17 protein-coding genes are annotated in these 14,800 nt (G+C 61.5%); 9 read left to right on the top strand and 8 right to left on the bottom strand.

Going from position 1 to position 14,800, the window contains the following annotated elements; translation table 11 throughout:
• Positions 1–111 precede the first annotated feature (111 nt).
• Positions 112–576 (top strand): GatB/YqeY domain-containing protein, encoded by a 465-nt coding sequence (locus tag CUV01_RS01560; RefSeq protein ID WP_101461785.1) that lies wholly within the window; start codon positions 112–114, stop codon positions 574–576.
• Positions 577–670: 94 nt separating this feature from the next.
• On the opposite strand, the gene CUV01_RS01555 is transcribed toward CUV01_RS01560, so the two are convergent.
• The 3 genes from CUV01_RS01555 to CUV01_RS01545 all read right to left on the bottom strand — a co-directional run bounded on the left by CUV01_RS01555 (position 671) and on the right by CUV01_RS01545 (position 2,275).
• Positions 671–1,216: a DUF2244 domain-containing protein gene (locus CUV01_RS01555; RefSeq protein ID WP_338418332.1), complete on the bottom strand. Its 546-nt coding sequence runs from the start codon at positions 1,214–1,216 to the stop codon at positions 671–673.
• Positions 1,217–1,364: 148 nt separating this feature from the next.
• Positions 1,365–1,823, bottom strand: coding sequence for an Lrp/AsnC family transcriptional regulator (locus CUV01_RS01550; protein WP_101458934.1), 459 nt, complete (start codon positions 1,821–1,823; stop codon positions 1,365–1,367).
• Entirely contained in the window at positions 1,820–2,275 is a 456-nt protein-coding gene (locus CUV01_RS01545) for an Lrp/AsnC family transcriptional regulator (RefSeq protein ID WP_101458933.1), read from the bottom strand. The genes CUV01_RS01550 and CUV01_RS01545 overlap by 4 nt, the downstream gene beginning before the upstream one ends.
• A 130-nt stretch (positions 2,276–2,405) precedes the next feature.
• Here CUV01_RS01545 and ilvC point away from each other — a divergent pair, with 130 nt between their 5' ends.
• A complete protein-coding gene (gene ilvC, locus CUV01_RS01540) occupies positions 2,406–3,428 on the top strand; it encodes a ketol-acid reductoisomerase (protein WP_101458932.1) in 1,023 nt (340 codons plus the stop codon).
• A 540-nt stretch (positions 3,429–3,968) separates the two neighbouring features.
• Here the strand turns inward: ilvC and yghU are convergent.
• The 3 genes from yghU to CUV01_RS01525 all read right to left on the bottom strand — a co-directional run bounded on the left by yghU (position 3,969) and on the right by CUV01_RS01525 (position 5,485).
• The gene (gene yghU, locus CUV01_RS01535; RefSeq protein WP_101458931.1) at positions 3,969–4,838 is read right to left on the bottom strand and encodes a glutathione-dependent disulfide-bond oxidoreductase; all 870 of its coding nucleotides are present in this window, start codon (positions 4,836–4,838) and stop codon (positions 3,969–3,971) included.
• A gap of 76 nt (positions 4,839–4,914) precedes the next feature.
• On the bottom strand, positions 4,915–5,115 hold the full coding sequence (locus tag CUV01_RS01530; RefSeq protein WP_101458930.1) for a hypothetical protein: 201 nt from the start codon (positions 5,113–5,115) through the stop codon (positions 4,915–4,917).
• The gene (locus tag CUV01_RS01525) at positions 5,108–5,485 is read right to left on the bottom strand and encodes a VOC family protein (RefSeq protein ID WP_101458929.1); all 378 of its coding nucleotides are present in this window, start codon (positions 5,483–5,485) and stop codon (positions 5,108–5,110) included. The genes CUV01_RS01530 and CUV01_RS01525 overlap by 8 nt, the downstream gene beginning before the upstream one ends.
• A gap of 87 nt (positions 5,486–5,572) precedes the next feature.
• Between CUV01_RS01525 and soxR the strand changes: the two genes are divergently transcribed.
• Positions 5,573–6,022 (top strand): redox-sensitive transcriptional activator SoxR, encoded by a 450-nt coding sequence (gene soxR, locus CUV01_RS01520; RefSeq protein ID WP_101458928.1) that lies wholly within the window; start codon positions 5,573–5,575, stop codon positions 6,020–6,022.
• Between the two features lie 37 nt (positions 6,023–6,059).
• Positions 6,060–6,710, top strand: a complete 651-nt coding sequence (lipB, locus tag CUV01_RS01515) for a lipoyl(octanoyl) transferase LipB (RefSeq protein WP_101461783.1) — start codon at positions 6,060–6,062, stop codon at positions 6,708–6,710.
• 29 nt (positions 6,711–6,739) lie between these two features.
• On the opposite strand, the gene CUV01_RS01510 is transcribed toward lipB, so the two are convergent.
• Positions 6,740–7,642, bottom strand: a complete 903-nt coding sequence (locus tag CUV01_RS01510) for a helix-turn-helix domain-containing protein (protein ID WP_157994752.1) — start codon at positions 7,640–7,642, stop codon at positions 6,740–6,742.
• Between the two features lie 543 nt (positions 7,643–8,185).
• Between CUV01_RS01510 and CUV01_RS01505 the strand changes: the two genes are divergently transcribed.
• The 5 genes from CUV01_RS01505 to CUV01_RS01485 all read left to right on the top strand — a co-directional run bounded on the left by CUV01_RS01505 (position 8,186) and on the right by CUV01_RS01485 (position 13,880).
• Entirely contained in the window at positions 8,186–8,656 is a 471-nt protein-coding gene (locus tag CUV01_RS01505; protein WP_101458926.1) for a c-type cytochrome, read from the top strand.
• Positions 8,657–8,841: 185 nt separating this feature from the next.
• Complete coding sequence (locus tag CUV01_RS01500; protein ID WP_101458925.1) at positions 8,842–10,518, top strand: cytochrome c oxidase subunit I; 1,677 nt, start codon at positions 8,842–8,844, stop codon at positions 10,516–10,518.
• Between the two features lie 153 nt (positions 10,519–10,671).
• Positions 10,672–11,940: an NAD(P)/FAD-dependent oxidoreductase gene (locus CUV01_RS01495; RefSeq protein ID WP_101461782.1), complete on the top strand. Its 1,269-nt coding sequence runs from the start codon at positions 10,672–10,674 to the stop codon at positions 11,938–11,940.
• A 71-nt stretch (positions 11,941–12,011) separates the two neighbouring features.
• On the top strand, positions 12,012–12,656 hold the full coding sequence (locus tag CUV01_RS01490; RefSeq protein ID WP_157994751.1) for a DUF6058 family natural product biosynthesis protein: 645 nt from the start codon (positions 12,012–12,014) through the stop codon (positions 12,654–12,656).
• Between the two features lie 186 nt (positions 12,657–12,842).
• On the top strand, positions 12,843–13,880 hold the full coding sequence (locus tag CUV01_RS01485) for a histone deacetylase family protein (RefSeq protein WP_101458923.1): 1,038 nt from the start codon (positions 12,843–12,845) through the stop codon (positions 13,878–13,880).
• A gap of 14 nt (positions 13,881–13,894) precedes the next feature.
• On the opposite strand, the gene CUV01_RS01480 is transcribed toward CUV01_RS01485, so the two are convergent.
• A complete protein-coding gene (locus CUV01_RS01480; protein ID WP_101458922.1) occupies positions 13,895–14,791 on the bottom strand; it encodes an NAD(P)-dependent oxidoreductase in 897 nt (298 codons plus the stop codon).
• Positions 14,792–14,800: the final 9 nt, after the last annotated feature.

Here is a 14,800-nt window from a genome sequence, read left to right as displayed (position 1 = left end):
ATAGGGGCCGTGGGGCCCGGGGTCAAGCGGGCGTCGCTTGAATTGCGTCGCCCAAGGCACTAAATGCCGGGCTTCCCGCCATCTGGGCGGTACGTCATCAAAGGTGATATCATGGATTTGCGTGTGCAACTGCAATCCGCCACGAAAGAGGCGATGAAGGCCCGCAACAGCGAGCGCCTGTCGACACTGCGCCTGATCAGCGCAGCCATCAAGGACCGCGAGATCGCGGCCCGCAGCGGTGCGGGCGACGAGGCGGTACTGGCCGATGCCGATCTGATCGCGATTCTGTCCAAGATGGTCAAGCAGCGCCAGGAATCGGCGCGGGCCTATGAAGAAGGCTGCCGGATGGAGTTGGCCGAAAAGGAACAGAACGAGATCGGCGTGATCCAGGAATTCCTGCCCAAACAGATGTCGGCGGATGAAACCGCCGGCGCTGTCGAAAAGGCGATCAATGATCTGGGTGCCGAATCGGTGCGCGATATGGGCCGGGTGATGGCCGAATTGCGGACCCGTCACGCCGGTCAGATGGATTTCGGCACGGTCGGTCCGATGGTCAAGGAAAAGCTGCTGGCCTGACGGCGGCGTTCACTGACCGCTCAGCGATGATTGCGGCGTCCGACTGTATCGGGCGCCGTTTTTCTGTGTAGAGGGCGGGGCTGGCGGGCGGCCGCTAGCGCAGATCGGCAAGCCGACGCAGAAGCTGGTCATGCAGGGTGCGGCGTTCCTCGGGTGTCAGAAAGGCGCCCAGTTCGATCTCGCGCGCGCCATCCGTCAGGGTCAGGTAATCCTCGACCGGGCCTGCGCGCAGGATGGGCCGTACCCAGTAGGGGTTGGTTTCCCAGTGGCGTTCGCTGCGCCCCGGATCGCTGCGGATCAGGGACAGGCGGGTGGGGCTCAGCATCAGCACTTCGCGCGTCTCGCCACTGCGATAGCTGCGTTGCAGCGCATACCACATCCCCCAGACCGTCAGCGCCATGAACGGCAACAGCCCCCACAGGATCACAGAGCCCAGCACCGCGAGCAGCGGCATGGCCAGCAGCGTCACCGTCACCGCGATAAACCAGACAAATCCCTTGCGCGGCAATGAGCGAAAAGGCCACAGCACCAGCCTGGCCTCGCCTTCCCCGATATCGCGCCAGTCATAGGGCATGAACGCTGTTTGCCGCGCCAAAGGCCGCCGCGCAATAGTCAGCTTGTCGCGCTTTGGGCCGGCCATCCGGGATGATCGTCGATCGGGGGGGGCTCGGTGCGATCCGCTATGCGCTGCAACGTGGCGCGTGGCACTGCCGTAGCGGTCAGTATCAGCCGTCGCGTCACCTTGCCCCGGTTGATCGGGTCTAATTGCGATTCAGCAAGGCTCGGACTTATCCCAAGGGGCCGGGGCGGCGTTCCTCGGACAGCATGACGTTCGCCTCGACCTGACCGACGCCGGGCAGGGTCATGATACGGCGACGCAGGATGCGCTCGAAATCGCTGATGTCGCGGGCGGTAACGCGCAGGCGGTAATCGAATTGGCCCAACACATGCTGAACCAGTTGCACCTCGGGGATGGCGGTCACGGCGCGTTCGAAATCCTCAAGGCTGGTGCGGCCCTTGGTGGCAAGGCGGATGCCCAGAAATACCGTCACGCCAAAGCCAAGCGCAGCATGGTCCAGCACCACGCGCCGCCCGGCCAGCACACCGGAATCGGTCAGCCGCTTGATTCGTCGCCATGTCGCGGGCTGGGTCAGACCAAGGGCGCGGCCAATAGAGGCCGCACTTTGCGTCGCATCGCGCGACAGAATGCGCAGGATCGCCTGATCGGTGTCGTCAAACGTGGTCACAATGCCAGCTCAGTGCTGTTCTTGATGGTCGAGACCAGCATCAACGCATCGCTGTCGGCGACATGGGGCAGCGACAGGATGCTGTCGCGATAGATCCGCTGCCAATGCGCCATGTCGCGGGCAATGACCGACAGGCGCAGATCGACGCTGCCCAGAAAGGTCTGGATTTCGGTGACCTCGGGAACCGCGCGGGCGGCGTCGAGGAATTCGTCAAATGCGCGCGGCTCGGTCTTGTCGAGGGTAAAGCGCAGGCTGACCTCGACCTCCCAGCCCAGGGCGCGCCAGTCGATGCGCTGTTCAATCGCCTTCAACACCCCCTGGGCGCGCAGCTTTTCCAGACGTCGCCACAAGCTGGCAGTGGTGATGCCCGCGCGTTCCGCCAGTTCGGCTGCTGGCGCGTCGGGATCGGCTAGCAGGTGGCGCAGAATGCGGCGATCTGTGATATCAGGCATGATTTTTTCGACATGATAATTAAACGAGCATGATCTTTTCGATATACTGCCAGAAATCGTGATGAATGAACAGGACAGCGGCAGGTTAACGGCTTAGAAAGCACGTCATCGGATAACAAAGGAACACGATATGCGTGTCTATTATGATCGCGATTGCGATGTGAACCTGATCAAGGACAAGAAAGTCGTCATTCTGGGCTATGGCAGCCAGGGTCATGCCCACGCGCTGAACCTGCGCGATTCGGGCGCCAAGAATGTCGTCGTCGCGCTGCGCGAGGGCAGCCCCTCGAAAGCCAAGGCCGAGGGCGAGGGCCTGCAGGTAATGGGTATCGAAGAGGCCGCCAAATGGGCCGACCTGATCATGTTCACCATGCCCGATGAACTGCAGGCGGAAACCTACAAGAAATACGTCCATGACAACCTGCGCGAAGGTGCGGCGATTGCATTCGCCCACGGCCTGAACGTGCATTTCGGCCTGATCGAGCCCAAGCCCGGCGTTGACGTGATCATGATGGCCCCCAAGGGCCCCGGTCACACCGTGCGCGGCGAATATGTCAAAGGCGGCGGCGTGCCCTGTCTTGTGGCCGTTCATCAGGACGCATCCGGCAAGGCGATGGAACTGGGCCTGTCCTATTGCAGCGCCATCGGTGGCGGCCGTTCGGGCATCATCGAAACCAACTTCCGCGAGGAATGCGAAACCGACCTGTTCGGCGAGCAGGCCGTGCTGTGTGGCGGCTTGGTCGAACTGATCCGCATGGGTTTCGAGACGCTGGTCGAGGCTGGCTACGAGCCCGAAATGGCCTATTTCGAGTGTTTGCACGAAGTGAAGCTGATCGTTGACCTGATCTATGAAGGCGGTATCGCCAACATGAACTATTCGATCAGCAACACGGCTGAATTCGGCGAATATGTCAGCGGCCCGCGCATCCTGCCCTATGACGAAACCAAGGCCCGGATGAAAGCCGTTCTGACCGACATCCAGACCGGCAAATTCGTGCGTGACTTCATGCAGGAAAACGCCGTCGGCCAGCCGTCGTTCAAGGCCACCCGCCGCATCAACGACGAACACCAGATCGAGCAGGTCGGTGCCAAGCTGCGCGAGATGATGCCCTGGATCTCCAAGGGCAAGATGGTGGACAAAGCGCGGAACTGATTTCAGCGCTATTGGATGTGAAGAGGCCCGGATGCAGTTCCGGGCCTCTTCTTGCTGACGACTGTCGCTTGAATAAACATGGGGGGAAAATGCAATGAAGGTATACGCGACGGTTTCGCGTTGAGCGAAGGCTGGTGAGATTGTAAAGCCTCACAAGCATAGCGATGGAATGTATGTCGTTTCACCAACCCGCTTTAAGGGTGACTATCTCAGGGTCGCTACGCTCGAAGAGTTTGTAGCTGGAATCAAGCGTGGACTTGGTGGACGTATGTCATCCTCTGCGGTCGAAGGGCCACGTCTTTTCAACGCCTCTTCAATCACAATCGAGGATTGACCAAACCTCCCGCCCGGAGCAACGGCCGCAGGCCCGCCGGGCAAGCGCCTGCCCGTCCGGGCGGGCAGGCGCTTTGGTGATGCTGGTGCTTAGTGCGACGAAAACATGTGGATGGCGCGATAGAGCGCGCAGACCACAGGTTCGGGGCGCCACCCCACGGACAGGCGCTTGCCCTCTGATGCGATTGGGGATCAGCGGGCTGCCGCCTATGCCTGCGGTTCCAGCTTGTCCTGCGTCCGGGTCTCGAAATCGGACGCGTCGTGGCGTTCGTGCAGTTGTTCGGATGGCTCGCCCGAGGTCTTGTTGACCATGATGCCGCGTTGAACGGCGGGGCGGGCGGCGATTTCGGCCTGCCAGCGCAGCACGTTCTTATAGATCTGCGCATCAAGGAAACTGGCCGCATCGCCATAGGCGTCGCCGGTCAGCAGCCGCCCATACCACGGCCAGATCGCCATATCGGCAATCGAATACTCCTCGCCCGCCATAAAGCGGCGATCGGCAAGGTGACGGTCCAGCACGTCAAGCTGGCGTTTGACCTCCATCGTGAAGCGGTCGATGGCGTATTCGATCTTTTCGGGCGCGTAGTGATAGAAATGCCCGAAACCGCCGCCCAGATAGGGGCCAGCGCCCATCTGCCAGAACAGCCAGTTCAGCGCCTCGGTCCGCGCGCCGGGATCGGTGGGCAGGAAAGCCCCGAATTTCTCGGCCAGATACAGCAGGATCGAGCCGGATTCGAAGACACGCTGCGGCGGATTGACGGAATGATCCATCAGCGCTGGAATTTTCGAGTTCGGGTTCACATCGACAAAGCCGCTGCCGAACTGATCACCATCGCCGATCTTGATCAGCCAGGCGTCATATTCGGCGTCCTTGCCAAGGGCCAGCAGCTCCTCCAGCAGGATCGTGACCTTCTGGCCGTTGGGTGTGGCCAGCGAATAAAGCTGCAGCGGGTGCTTGCCGACCGGCAGGTCCTTGTCATGCGTGGGGCCGGCGATGGGGCGGTTGATGCTGGCGAACTCGCCGCCATTCTTGCTGTCCCATGTCCAGACCTTGGGCGGGGTGTATTCGGTGGTCATGATCGGTCCTGTTTTTTGTCTGCGCTTGGCAATGCGAAATGTGGGTGCCGCGTCGAAAGTTCAACCGACGGGCGGATCAGAAGCCCGGAAATCTGAGCTGACTGCGATCGGTGGGCTCATACCTTTCTGCCGGCAAACCGATGTCGCGGCGCAGATGCAGGTTGGTCGGCAACGGCGCGAGTTTGCCGCGCGGCGGCTTGGCCAGCCGCGCGGCAAGGGCGTTGATGCGGAACCGTGGGCCTGCCCACCGCCGGCGCGAAAATCCAAGATCAGTCATAGTTGACCACCTCGATCTCGACGCCGTTTTCCTCGGTAAAGTAAAACCTGTGGCCCGGTTCGTAGTCGGCATGTTTGCCCGGCACGTAGCCCGCCCTGACGACCCGCGCCTCGGTCGCGGCCAGATCGTCGACCACCACGGCGATGTGGTTCAGCCCGGCGCGGGTGCGGTAGCTGTCAATCGGCCCTGCCTGATCGTCGCCATGGGAAAACAGCGCGACATAACTGTCATCGCTGCCGACATGCACGGTGCGCCCGTTCTGCATTGCCTCGCCGGACCAGCGGACATGCCAGCCGAAGAGATCGCAGAGCAGTTTCGCGGTGGCGTCGGGGTCGGCAACGGTCACGTTCACATGTTCCAGTCGGGTCATCTTGAGATCCTCGTAAAAATTGGCGGCTGGACTTGTGCCGCGAATCCATGTGTAATTTCTCAAGTTAGCTTTAGATCAAGGGAAAAAATGGCCACACTTCCTGCTCAGGGTCTGACCATCGGCGATCTGTCACAGCGGACCGGTCTGGCGGTGTCCGCGATCCGGTTTTACGAATCGCATGGCATTCTGGCGCCCGTGCGCAATGCGGGTGGGCATCGGCGTTATGCGCGGTCGGATATTCGCAGGCTGTCTTTCGTGATCGCGGCGCAGAATATGGGGTTTGCGCTGGCCGAGATCGCGAGCCATCTGGCCGACCTGCCGCCGCATCGCGCGCCGAACCGCCGTGATTGGGAACGGATTTCCGACGATTTCCGCGTCAAGATCGACGCCCGCATTGCCGATCTGCAACGCATGCGCGAGCGGCTGGATGGCTGCATCCGCTGCGGCTGCCTGTCGCTGGATACCTGCCCGCTGTATAACCCCGATGACCGCTCCGCCGCCGATGGGCCGGGACCGCGCTATCTGCTGGGTGACTGAACTTGCGCCTGAACGCAGGTGGTGCCACATGATTGCCATGCCCGAATGGATCACAGCGCCCGGCCTGACCGATTATGACGATGCCCTTGCCACGATGGAGGCGCGCGTCGCCGCCATTCACGCGGGCGAGGCGGATGAGCTGATCTGGCTGGTCGAACACCCGCCGCTGTATACTGCCGGCACCAGCGCCAAACCCGCCGATCTGTTGCAGGCGCGGTTTCCGGTGCATCAGGTCGGTCGGGGCGGGCAATATACCTATCACGGGCCGGGACAGCGGGTTGTCTATGTCATGCTGGACCTGAACCGGCGCGGACGCGATGTGCGGGTCTTTGTGCAGAAGATGGAAGCTTGGGTGATCGCCTCGCTGGCCGAATTTGGCGTCAGGGGCGAGGTGCGCGAGGGCAGGGTGGGCGTATGGGTCGCGCGACCTGAAAAGCCGCCCCTGTTCGATGGCTCCCCGCGCGAGGACAAGATTGCAGCCATCGGGGTCAAGCTGCGCCGTTGGGTCAGCTTTCACGGCATTTCCATCAATGTCGAACCGGATCTGTCACATTACGGGGGCATCGTGCCCTGCGGCATCAGCGGTCACGGCGTGACCAGCCTTGTCGATCTGGGTCTGCCGGTCGGGATGGGCGATCTGGACCTGGCCCTGAGCCGCAGTTTTGATCAGGTGTTTGGCGCGGCTTAGGCCTGTGCAGTGGCTTAGGCCTGCGGCGGCTAGAATGTTTCGGGCGACGGCTCGATGAAGGGCAGGACCGAGGCCGGCACATCGGCCATGTCCACAAACATCGGCCTGCGCGCGACCTGCATCACCACAGACCAATCATCGGGCAGTCGTGACATAAAGGTGCGTGCCATCCGCCGTTGTTTCGCATGCGCGCCACGGCCAAGAAATATGGTGCCTGCAAGTGCGGGCGTGTGACCGACCATAACATGTTCCAGATGTTCCATCGAAACATAACGCGACGGGTCCGCATGGAAGTACAGGATCACAAAACCCACCTCGGGGCGCAGGACGACACCGCGAAATTCCCGCATTCGGCCCGTGACCTTCATGTGTTCAGGGTACAGTTCGCGCGGATCAAAGCCGTTGACCACGCGTGCCAGGCCAAGGGTCTTGATCTGCACCATCTGGCGCACGGCGCAGCCCGGACGTGAATAGGACCCCCGCCACGCCGAATAGATCCCGTCGCGGAGTTCCTGGCTTGGCTCGAAATAATTCTGGTCGATTGCGCAGTATGAAATGGCTTGCTGCATGACGGTGGTGCCGGCTGCGGGAATCTTGGCCTCATACTGGCCGGCTTTTGCCAATTGCAGCTGTTCTTCGCTAAGCGGATCGGTCAGGATCCGAGCATCCACGCCGAAATAGTCACAGATCCGCTTCAGCATATTGGGTTTTGGGAAGGATTCCGACCGCAGATATCGCTGGAACTGGACCCGGCTGATGTCCAAGTCGTTTGCCACGGCTGTTTGCGAGCCGCGCAGTGCCGTCAGTTTTCTTAGGTTCGAACCAAATACGAGCAGAACGGACATGGGGATTGGGCCCAATCGTTCTTTTGAGATGAAATCAAAAGTTTGAATGTCAGACTCTACCATTAAATGCAAAAAATGAAAAAGCACGAGGGTGTCAGGCGCGACACCCTCGCTAAGTAAAGGCCGCAAGACTGGGTGTCGCTTCCCAGACTGCGGCCGCCCTAAGGGAATGGTTCGAAACGCGAAAGACGTGCCTCTAAATATTCCCCATGTGTCACGGCCCTGTTTTGGGTCAGGGCCGTGATCAAACGGCGGTTTGCGCAATCGAGCGAACCCAGGTTTTCAGCGGTCGTCTGATATCCCCCCCCAGGGTGACAACGCCAGGACACTTGGAAAGGCATGACAGGAGGTGCTTTATCATGCATTTCAAGCTCCTTTGCAGAGGTCGTCGGCTCGCGGACTGCCGTTCGATAACGAGAACCTAAGCCTTAGGTATGGGCCCTTGCAAACCCAGCTTTGTTGCGCCGGGCTACATTATTGTTTCAGGACTAATGTCCTGTTCGTCGGCGCTTTGGCGGCAGATTTTTCATCACCTCTTGGTGTTTGCGACCTTAGGCCAGTTTGCAGGGCGGTTTCGATCGCCGTATAACAAGGCGGATACGAGCTTTGATGCTGAAGTGAGGAAGAGCAATGAAACTTGCAGTTTTCAGTGTCGCGGCCATTTTTTCGGTCGTGACCCCCACCATCGCGCAGGATGTCGCCAATGGCGAAAAGGAATTTCGCAAATGCAAGGCCTGCCACATGATCCAGGACGCTGATGGCACCGATATCGTCAAAGGTGGCGGCGTTGGCCCGAACCTGTGGAATGTCGTTGGCCGGAATGTCGCATCGCTGGAGGGGTTTTCCTACGGTGACGGCATTGCTTCGGTTGCCGCGGCAAACCCGGACATGGTCTGGGACGAGGCTCACCTGACGGAGTACGTGACCGACCCGCAGGCCTGGATCGACGCCAATGGCGGCGATGGCAAGACCAAGATGACCTTCAAGATGCGCAAGGCCCAAGAAGATCTGGTCGCCTATCTGGTCTCGGTCTCGCCCGATGCACCCGCGGGCGATTCGGCGGATGCAGCAGACGCAGATGCCCCGGCGGCGTCGAACTAACCGGTCTGGTGCGACAATGCGTCGCTGCCAAAATTGATATCGCCCTCGCCGAATGTGTTATTTTTGGCGGGGGCGTTCTCTTTTAGGGCAAACGACGCATTGCCGGGTTTGAAGGGCTCGTCTACAAAGGCGGCCAATATCACCGCCCAAAGGGACGGTCGCACGACTTACGAGGGAGATCGCGCATGGCAGACGCAGCTGTTCACGGCCACGACGACCATCACGACCAGCGCGGGTTCTTTACCCGCTGGTTCATGTCCACCAACCACAAGGACATCGGCATCCTGTATCTGTTCACCGCTGGTCTGGTGGGTCTGATTTCGGTCAGCTTTACCGTCTATATGCGGATGGAGCTGCAGCATCCCGGTGTTCAGTACATGTGCATGGAGGGCGCGCGCTTGATCGCGGATGCGTCGGCCGAATGCACGCCCAACGGCCATCTGTGGAACGTCATGATCACCTATCACGGTGTGCTGATGATGTTCTTCGTCGTGATCCCCGCGCTGTTCGGCGGTTTCGGCAACTATTTCATGCCCTTGCAGCTTGGCGCCCCGGATATGAGCTTTCCGCGGCTGAACAACCTCAGCTACTGGATGTATGTCGTCGGTGTCTGCCTTGGCCTCGCATCGCTGTTTGCGCCTGGTGGTAACCAGCAGGCCGGCTCTGGCGTGGGCTGGGTGCTGTATCCGCCGCTGTCGACGACCGAGGGCGGTTACTCGATGGATCTGGCAATCTTTGCCGTCCACGTCTCGGGTGCCTCGTCGATCCTTGGCGCGATCAACATCATCACCACCTTCCTGAACATGCGTGCACCGGGCATGACCCTGTTCAAGGTGCCGCTGTTCGCCTGGTCGGTTTTCATCACCGCCTGGATGATCCTTCTGGCACTGCCGGTTCTGGCAGGCGCAATCACCATGCTGCTGATGGACCGCAATTTCGGCACCGCCTTCTTTGATCCGTCAGGCGGCGGCGACCCGATCTTGTACCAGCATATCCTGTGGTTCTTCGGCCATCCCGAGGTGTATATCATCATCGTGCCGGGCTTCGGGATCATCAGCCATGTGATCGCCACCTTCTCGAAAAAGCCGATCTTCGGCTATCTGCCGATGGTTCTGGCCATGATTGCGATCGGGGTGCTGGGTTTCGTCGTCTGGGCACACCACATGTACACGGTGGGTATGTCGCTGACCCAGCAAAGCTATTTCATGCTGGCCACCATGACGATCGCCGTGCCGACCGGCATCAAGGTCTTTTCGTGGATCGCAACGATGTGGGGCGGCTCGGTCGAGTTCAAAACCCCGATGCTCTGGGCCTTTGGCTTCCTGTTCCTGTTCACCGTTGGCGGTGTGACCGGGGTGGTTCTGTCGCAGGCCCCGCTGGACCGGGTCTATCACGACACCTATTACGTCGTGGCGCACTTCCACTATGTGATGTCGCTTGGTGCGGTCTTTGCGATCTTTGCCGGGGTCTATTTCTGGATCGGCAAGATGAGCGGTCGCCAGTATCCTGAATGGGCGGGCAAGGTTCACTTCTGGATGATGTTCATCGGTTCGAACATCATCTTCTTCCCGCAGCACTTCCTTGGCCGTCAGGGCATGCCGCGCCGTTACATCGACTATCCGGTCGAGTTTGCGTACTGGAACAACATCAGTTCGCTTGGCGCCTATCTGTCCTTTGCGTCCTTCCTGTTCTTCATCGGCATCGTTTTCTACACGCTGTTCTACGGTAAACGCGTGACCGAGAATAACTATTGGAACGAATACGCCGACACGCTGGAATGGACCCTGCCTTCGCCCCCGCCCGAGCACACGTTCGAGCAACTGCCGAAGCGCGAGGACTGGGATCACCAGCACGCACATTGATCGGGCCTGCGTGATCTGAATGAACCGGCCCCGCAGCGATGCGGGGCCGATTTGCTTTTTGGGGATCCTCCAGGCGACGGCCTTGCCCTTTTACTTCGCGCCGCTTTGCCACAAACTGAAACCGCGACTGTGTATCTGGTTGAGGTCGGGGCAATGGATGAAAACGGGCGGCACATCGTCGTGGTCGGGGCAGGCTTTGCCGGGCTGCAATTCATCAAGGATCTGAAAGGGGCGGGCGTTCGCATCACCCTGATCGATCAGCGCAACCACCATCTGTTCCAGCCCCTGCTCTATCAGGTCGCGACCACGCTGCTGGCGACCTCTGAAATCGCCTGGCCGATCCGACGCCTGTTTCGCGACCGCGATGATGTGACCACGCTGCTGGGGACGGTCATCGGAGTCGATGCCACCGCGCGCGAGGTCCGGCTAGAGGACGGCAGTGCGATTTCCTATGATACGCTGGTCATCGCCACCGGTGCGCGTCACGCCTATTTCGGCCATGACGAATGGGCCGAACACGCGCCCGGACTGAAGACGCTGGAGGACGCGACGACCATTCGCCGCCGTATCCTGCTGGCCTTTGAACGCGCGGAAACCACGACCGATCCCGATGAACGCGCGGCAGAGCTGACATTTGCGGTGATCGGTGCCGGGCCGACCGGCGTCGAACTTGTCGGCATCATCGCCGAACTGGCCCATCGGATCCTGCCCAGGGAATTCCGCCAGATCGACACGCATCGCGCCCGCATCCTGCTGGTCGAGGCCGGCCCGCGTATTCTGGCAGCCTTTGATCCGGAGCTGTCGCAATATGCGGCCGACGCGCTGGAAAAGAAGGGCGGGGTCCAGATCCTGACCGGCACGCCTGTCACCCAGATCACGGCGCAGGGAATCACCGTTGGCGATGATTTCATTCCGGCCAGAACCGTCATCTGGGCCGCCGGCGTGCAGGCTTCGCCCGCTGCCGAATGGCTGGACGCCGAGGCCGACCGCGCCGGGCGCGTGATGGTGACGCCTGCGCTGACGGTTGACGGCCACCCCGATATCTTCGTGCTGGGCGATACCGCCCATGTCGAAAGCGACGGCCAGATGGTGCCCGGCATCGCACCCGCGGCCAAGCAGCAGGGGCAATATGCTGCGCGGGTGATCCGGGCGCGGTTGACAGGGGCCGAAGCCCCCGATCCGTTCCGCTATCGCTCGATGGGCAATCTGGCCACGATCGGACGCAATTCGGCGGTGATCGAGTACAAGAAATGGCGGCTCAGGGGCTGGCCCGCCTGGTGGGCCTGGGGCATTGCCCATATCTATTTCCTGATCGGAACCCGCTCTCGCCTGGCCGTCGCGCTCAGTTGGCTGTGGAGCTTTGTGACCGGGCAGAATTCAGCCCGTCTGATCACGCAGGGCGACAACAGCGAGCGGCGCTAGGGGCTGCTGCAAACAATTCGATCCGCGACGAAGCATCGATCAATCCGCTGCTGCTAAGCAGGGCCATGTTGATGACTTATCTCTATACTCATTTCCTGGATCAGCCGGATTTTGCGCAGCAGGCCGGCCTGTCTTCTGCGGGGTTGCGCTCGCATATCGCCGGGCGGCTTTGTCCCGATGCCTCTTACCGGCTGGATGTCACCCTGAGCGTACGTTCCTTTGTCGCGACGCATGACGAACAGCGGCCCTGCCGGTTCCATCTCAAGGGCCATCTGCGCTGGCTGGAGCAGATCGAACGGCTGGGGATCGCCGATGAAACGGCTGCGCGCGCAGTATTCACCGCCCGGTATGATGCGGCGCGCAGTGCCTTTCTGAACGGGCGGCTTGGACAGCGGCTCATTCGGGCGGCGCCGAATGTGCCCGATGCCTTTGACCGCGCGCATGCCGACGCGACATGGGGGAATTTTCTGGATGGCGTCTATGGTGTCTGCACCCGTGATGGCCAGCCCGAGACGATCTTTCTGAAACAGGCAGGCGTCATGTTTATCGAGGCTCTGACCGCGCCGCCGGCAGAGACATTGACCGAGCAGGACCAAGCCCTGCTGGCCGAGGCCGTGGCAATGCTGGACCTCGTCGCATCGGATTTCGCCCCACACGAGGTTGCGCGATCTTCGCGACAGCGGTGCATCAACGACATACGCGCCCGCTATCTGTAGTCAGCTCGACCCTTGCCCGGTCCGTTGAGGCAAGGGTTGGGCGGCGGCCGGCCAGATCAGGCTTCGACAATCCTCAGTTGGGCATTTAATCTGCATCAGGGTAAAGCGGGGCGGGATCAGGGATGCGTTCGCCGCAGCAGTTGCGGCGCCCATCTTTGCCGTTTCCAACAGGGAAGACAGACAGCCATGAAGTGCTTTTACGCTGCCGCGACCGAACTGCATGATCCGATCTTTCGGCTGACCGCCGGGACTGTGGTCCGCAATGCCGAACAGGCCGAACGCGCGCATCTGCTGTTGCAGGGGCTGGCGCAACTGGGTCTGACCACCGAAGAACCGGGCACGATCCCGCGCGAGGCCCTGCTGCGCGTTCACAGCGAGCGGTTTCTGGATTTCGTCGAAACCGCGTGGGAGGATTGGCAAAAACTGCCCGGTGCCGGCCCCGAGGTGGTGCCCAACACCCATCCCATGAACGCTGAAAAGACCTATCCCGGCCATATCGTCGCGCGCGCGGGCTGGCATTGCAGCGATACGTCGGCCCCCATCGGGCAGCACAGCTGGCAGGCGGCGCTGGCTGCGGCGGCAACCGCCCACTCTGCGGCGCTGGCCGTTCTGGGGGGCGAGGATGCTGCCTATGCGCTATGCCGCCCACCGGGTCATCACACGGCGGCAGAGGTGGCGGCGGGGCATTGCCTGCTGAACAATTCGGCCATCGCGGTCGAGGCGCTGCGCCAGCGGTACGGCAACGTTGCTGTGCTGGATATCGACGTTCATCACGGCAATGGCACGCAGGATATCTTTTACGAGCGCGACGACGTGCTGATCGTCTCGGTTCATGCCGCGACCGAGGATTACTATCCCTTTTTTACGGGCTATGCGGATGAGATCGGGCGCGGCAGGGGCGAGAGTTTCAACCTCAACCTGCCGCTGTCGCGTGCGACCACGGATGACGACTGGTGCGCGGCCATCGCGGACGGGTTGGCGCGGATCGAGGACTTCGCACCCGACGCGCTGGTTCTGTCACTGGGGCTGGACGCGCATGAAAACGACCCGCTGTTGGGGATGAAGATCAGCTTTGATGGCTTTCACCGGGCCGGGCGGATGATCGCGCAGGCGGGTCTGCCCACGGTGCTGGTGCAAGAGGGCGGTTATCTGTCACCCGATCTGACGACTTCGCTGGCGGCCTTCCTGTCGGGTTATCTGGGCCGCCCCTTCGCTGCGTCCTGAGCGCCATCCTGCGCCTAGCCGGTTTCGGGGCGTCCCGTCAGGCGGCGATAGGCGCGGATGACCTGGCTGTCATCCAGCGGACCATCGCCGGCCACGGATGCGGCCAGAAACATCTGCAACGCCGCTGCCGCCAGTGGCAGGGGCACCCTTGCGTCGCGCCCTGTCTGGGCGACGATGCCCAGATCCTTGACAAAGATATCGACGGCACTTGTCACCGCGCCCGGCTGCTCGATCATGCGCGGGCCACGATCCCTGAGCATCCAGCTGGATGCAGCCGAGCCCGACACGATCTCCAGCATCACCTGCCGATCCAGCCCCAATTGCTCGGCCAGCGACAGCGCCTCGGCGGCGGTGGCGATATGAACGCCGCACATCAACTGGTTCACCGCCTTGGCCACAGCGCCCTGACCCGGGTTTTCACCGACGATATAGATGTTTGCGCCCAGTATATCGAAAACGGGACGCATACTCTCAACCGCGTCCGGTGCGCCGGACACCATGATCGACAGCGACCCCGCCTCGGCACCCACCACGCCGCCCGAGACCGGCGCATCCACCAGCATGCGGCCCGTTTCGGCGACGGCGCTTGCAAGGGCCTCGACCTCGCCGGGGGCGCAGGTGGACATCAACGCGATCACGCCGCCCTCGGCCATCGCGGCGGCGGCGCCCTGATCAAGCAGCACCTGACGCGCCTGCGCGGCATTGACCACCATCAGGATCAGCAGATCGGCACCCTGCGCCGCATCCAATGCGGTCTTTGCCTCGGTTCCGCCATCTGCGCGCAGCGTGGCCATCGGCTCGGCCCGGATGTCATGGCCGCTGACCGCGTAGCCGGCGGCGGCCAGATTGCAGGCCATCGGCAGACCCATCGAGCCCAGCCCCACGAAGCCGATCCTTGCCTTTTCCGTCATCGCCTTGCT

The organism is Paracoccus tegillarcae, assembly GCF_002847305.1.
Lineage (GTDB): Bacteria > Pseudomonadota > Alphaproteobacteria > Rhodobacterales > Rhodobacteraceae > Paracoccus > Paracoccus tegillarcae.
The sequence above is the reverse complement of the archived record's forward strand: the minus strand, read 5'-3'. Positions and strand labels throughout refer to the sequence as shown.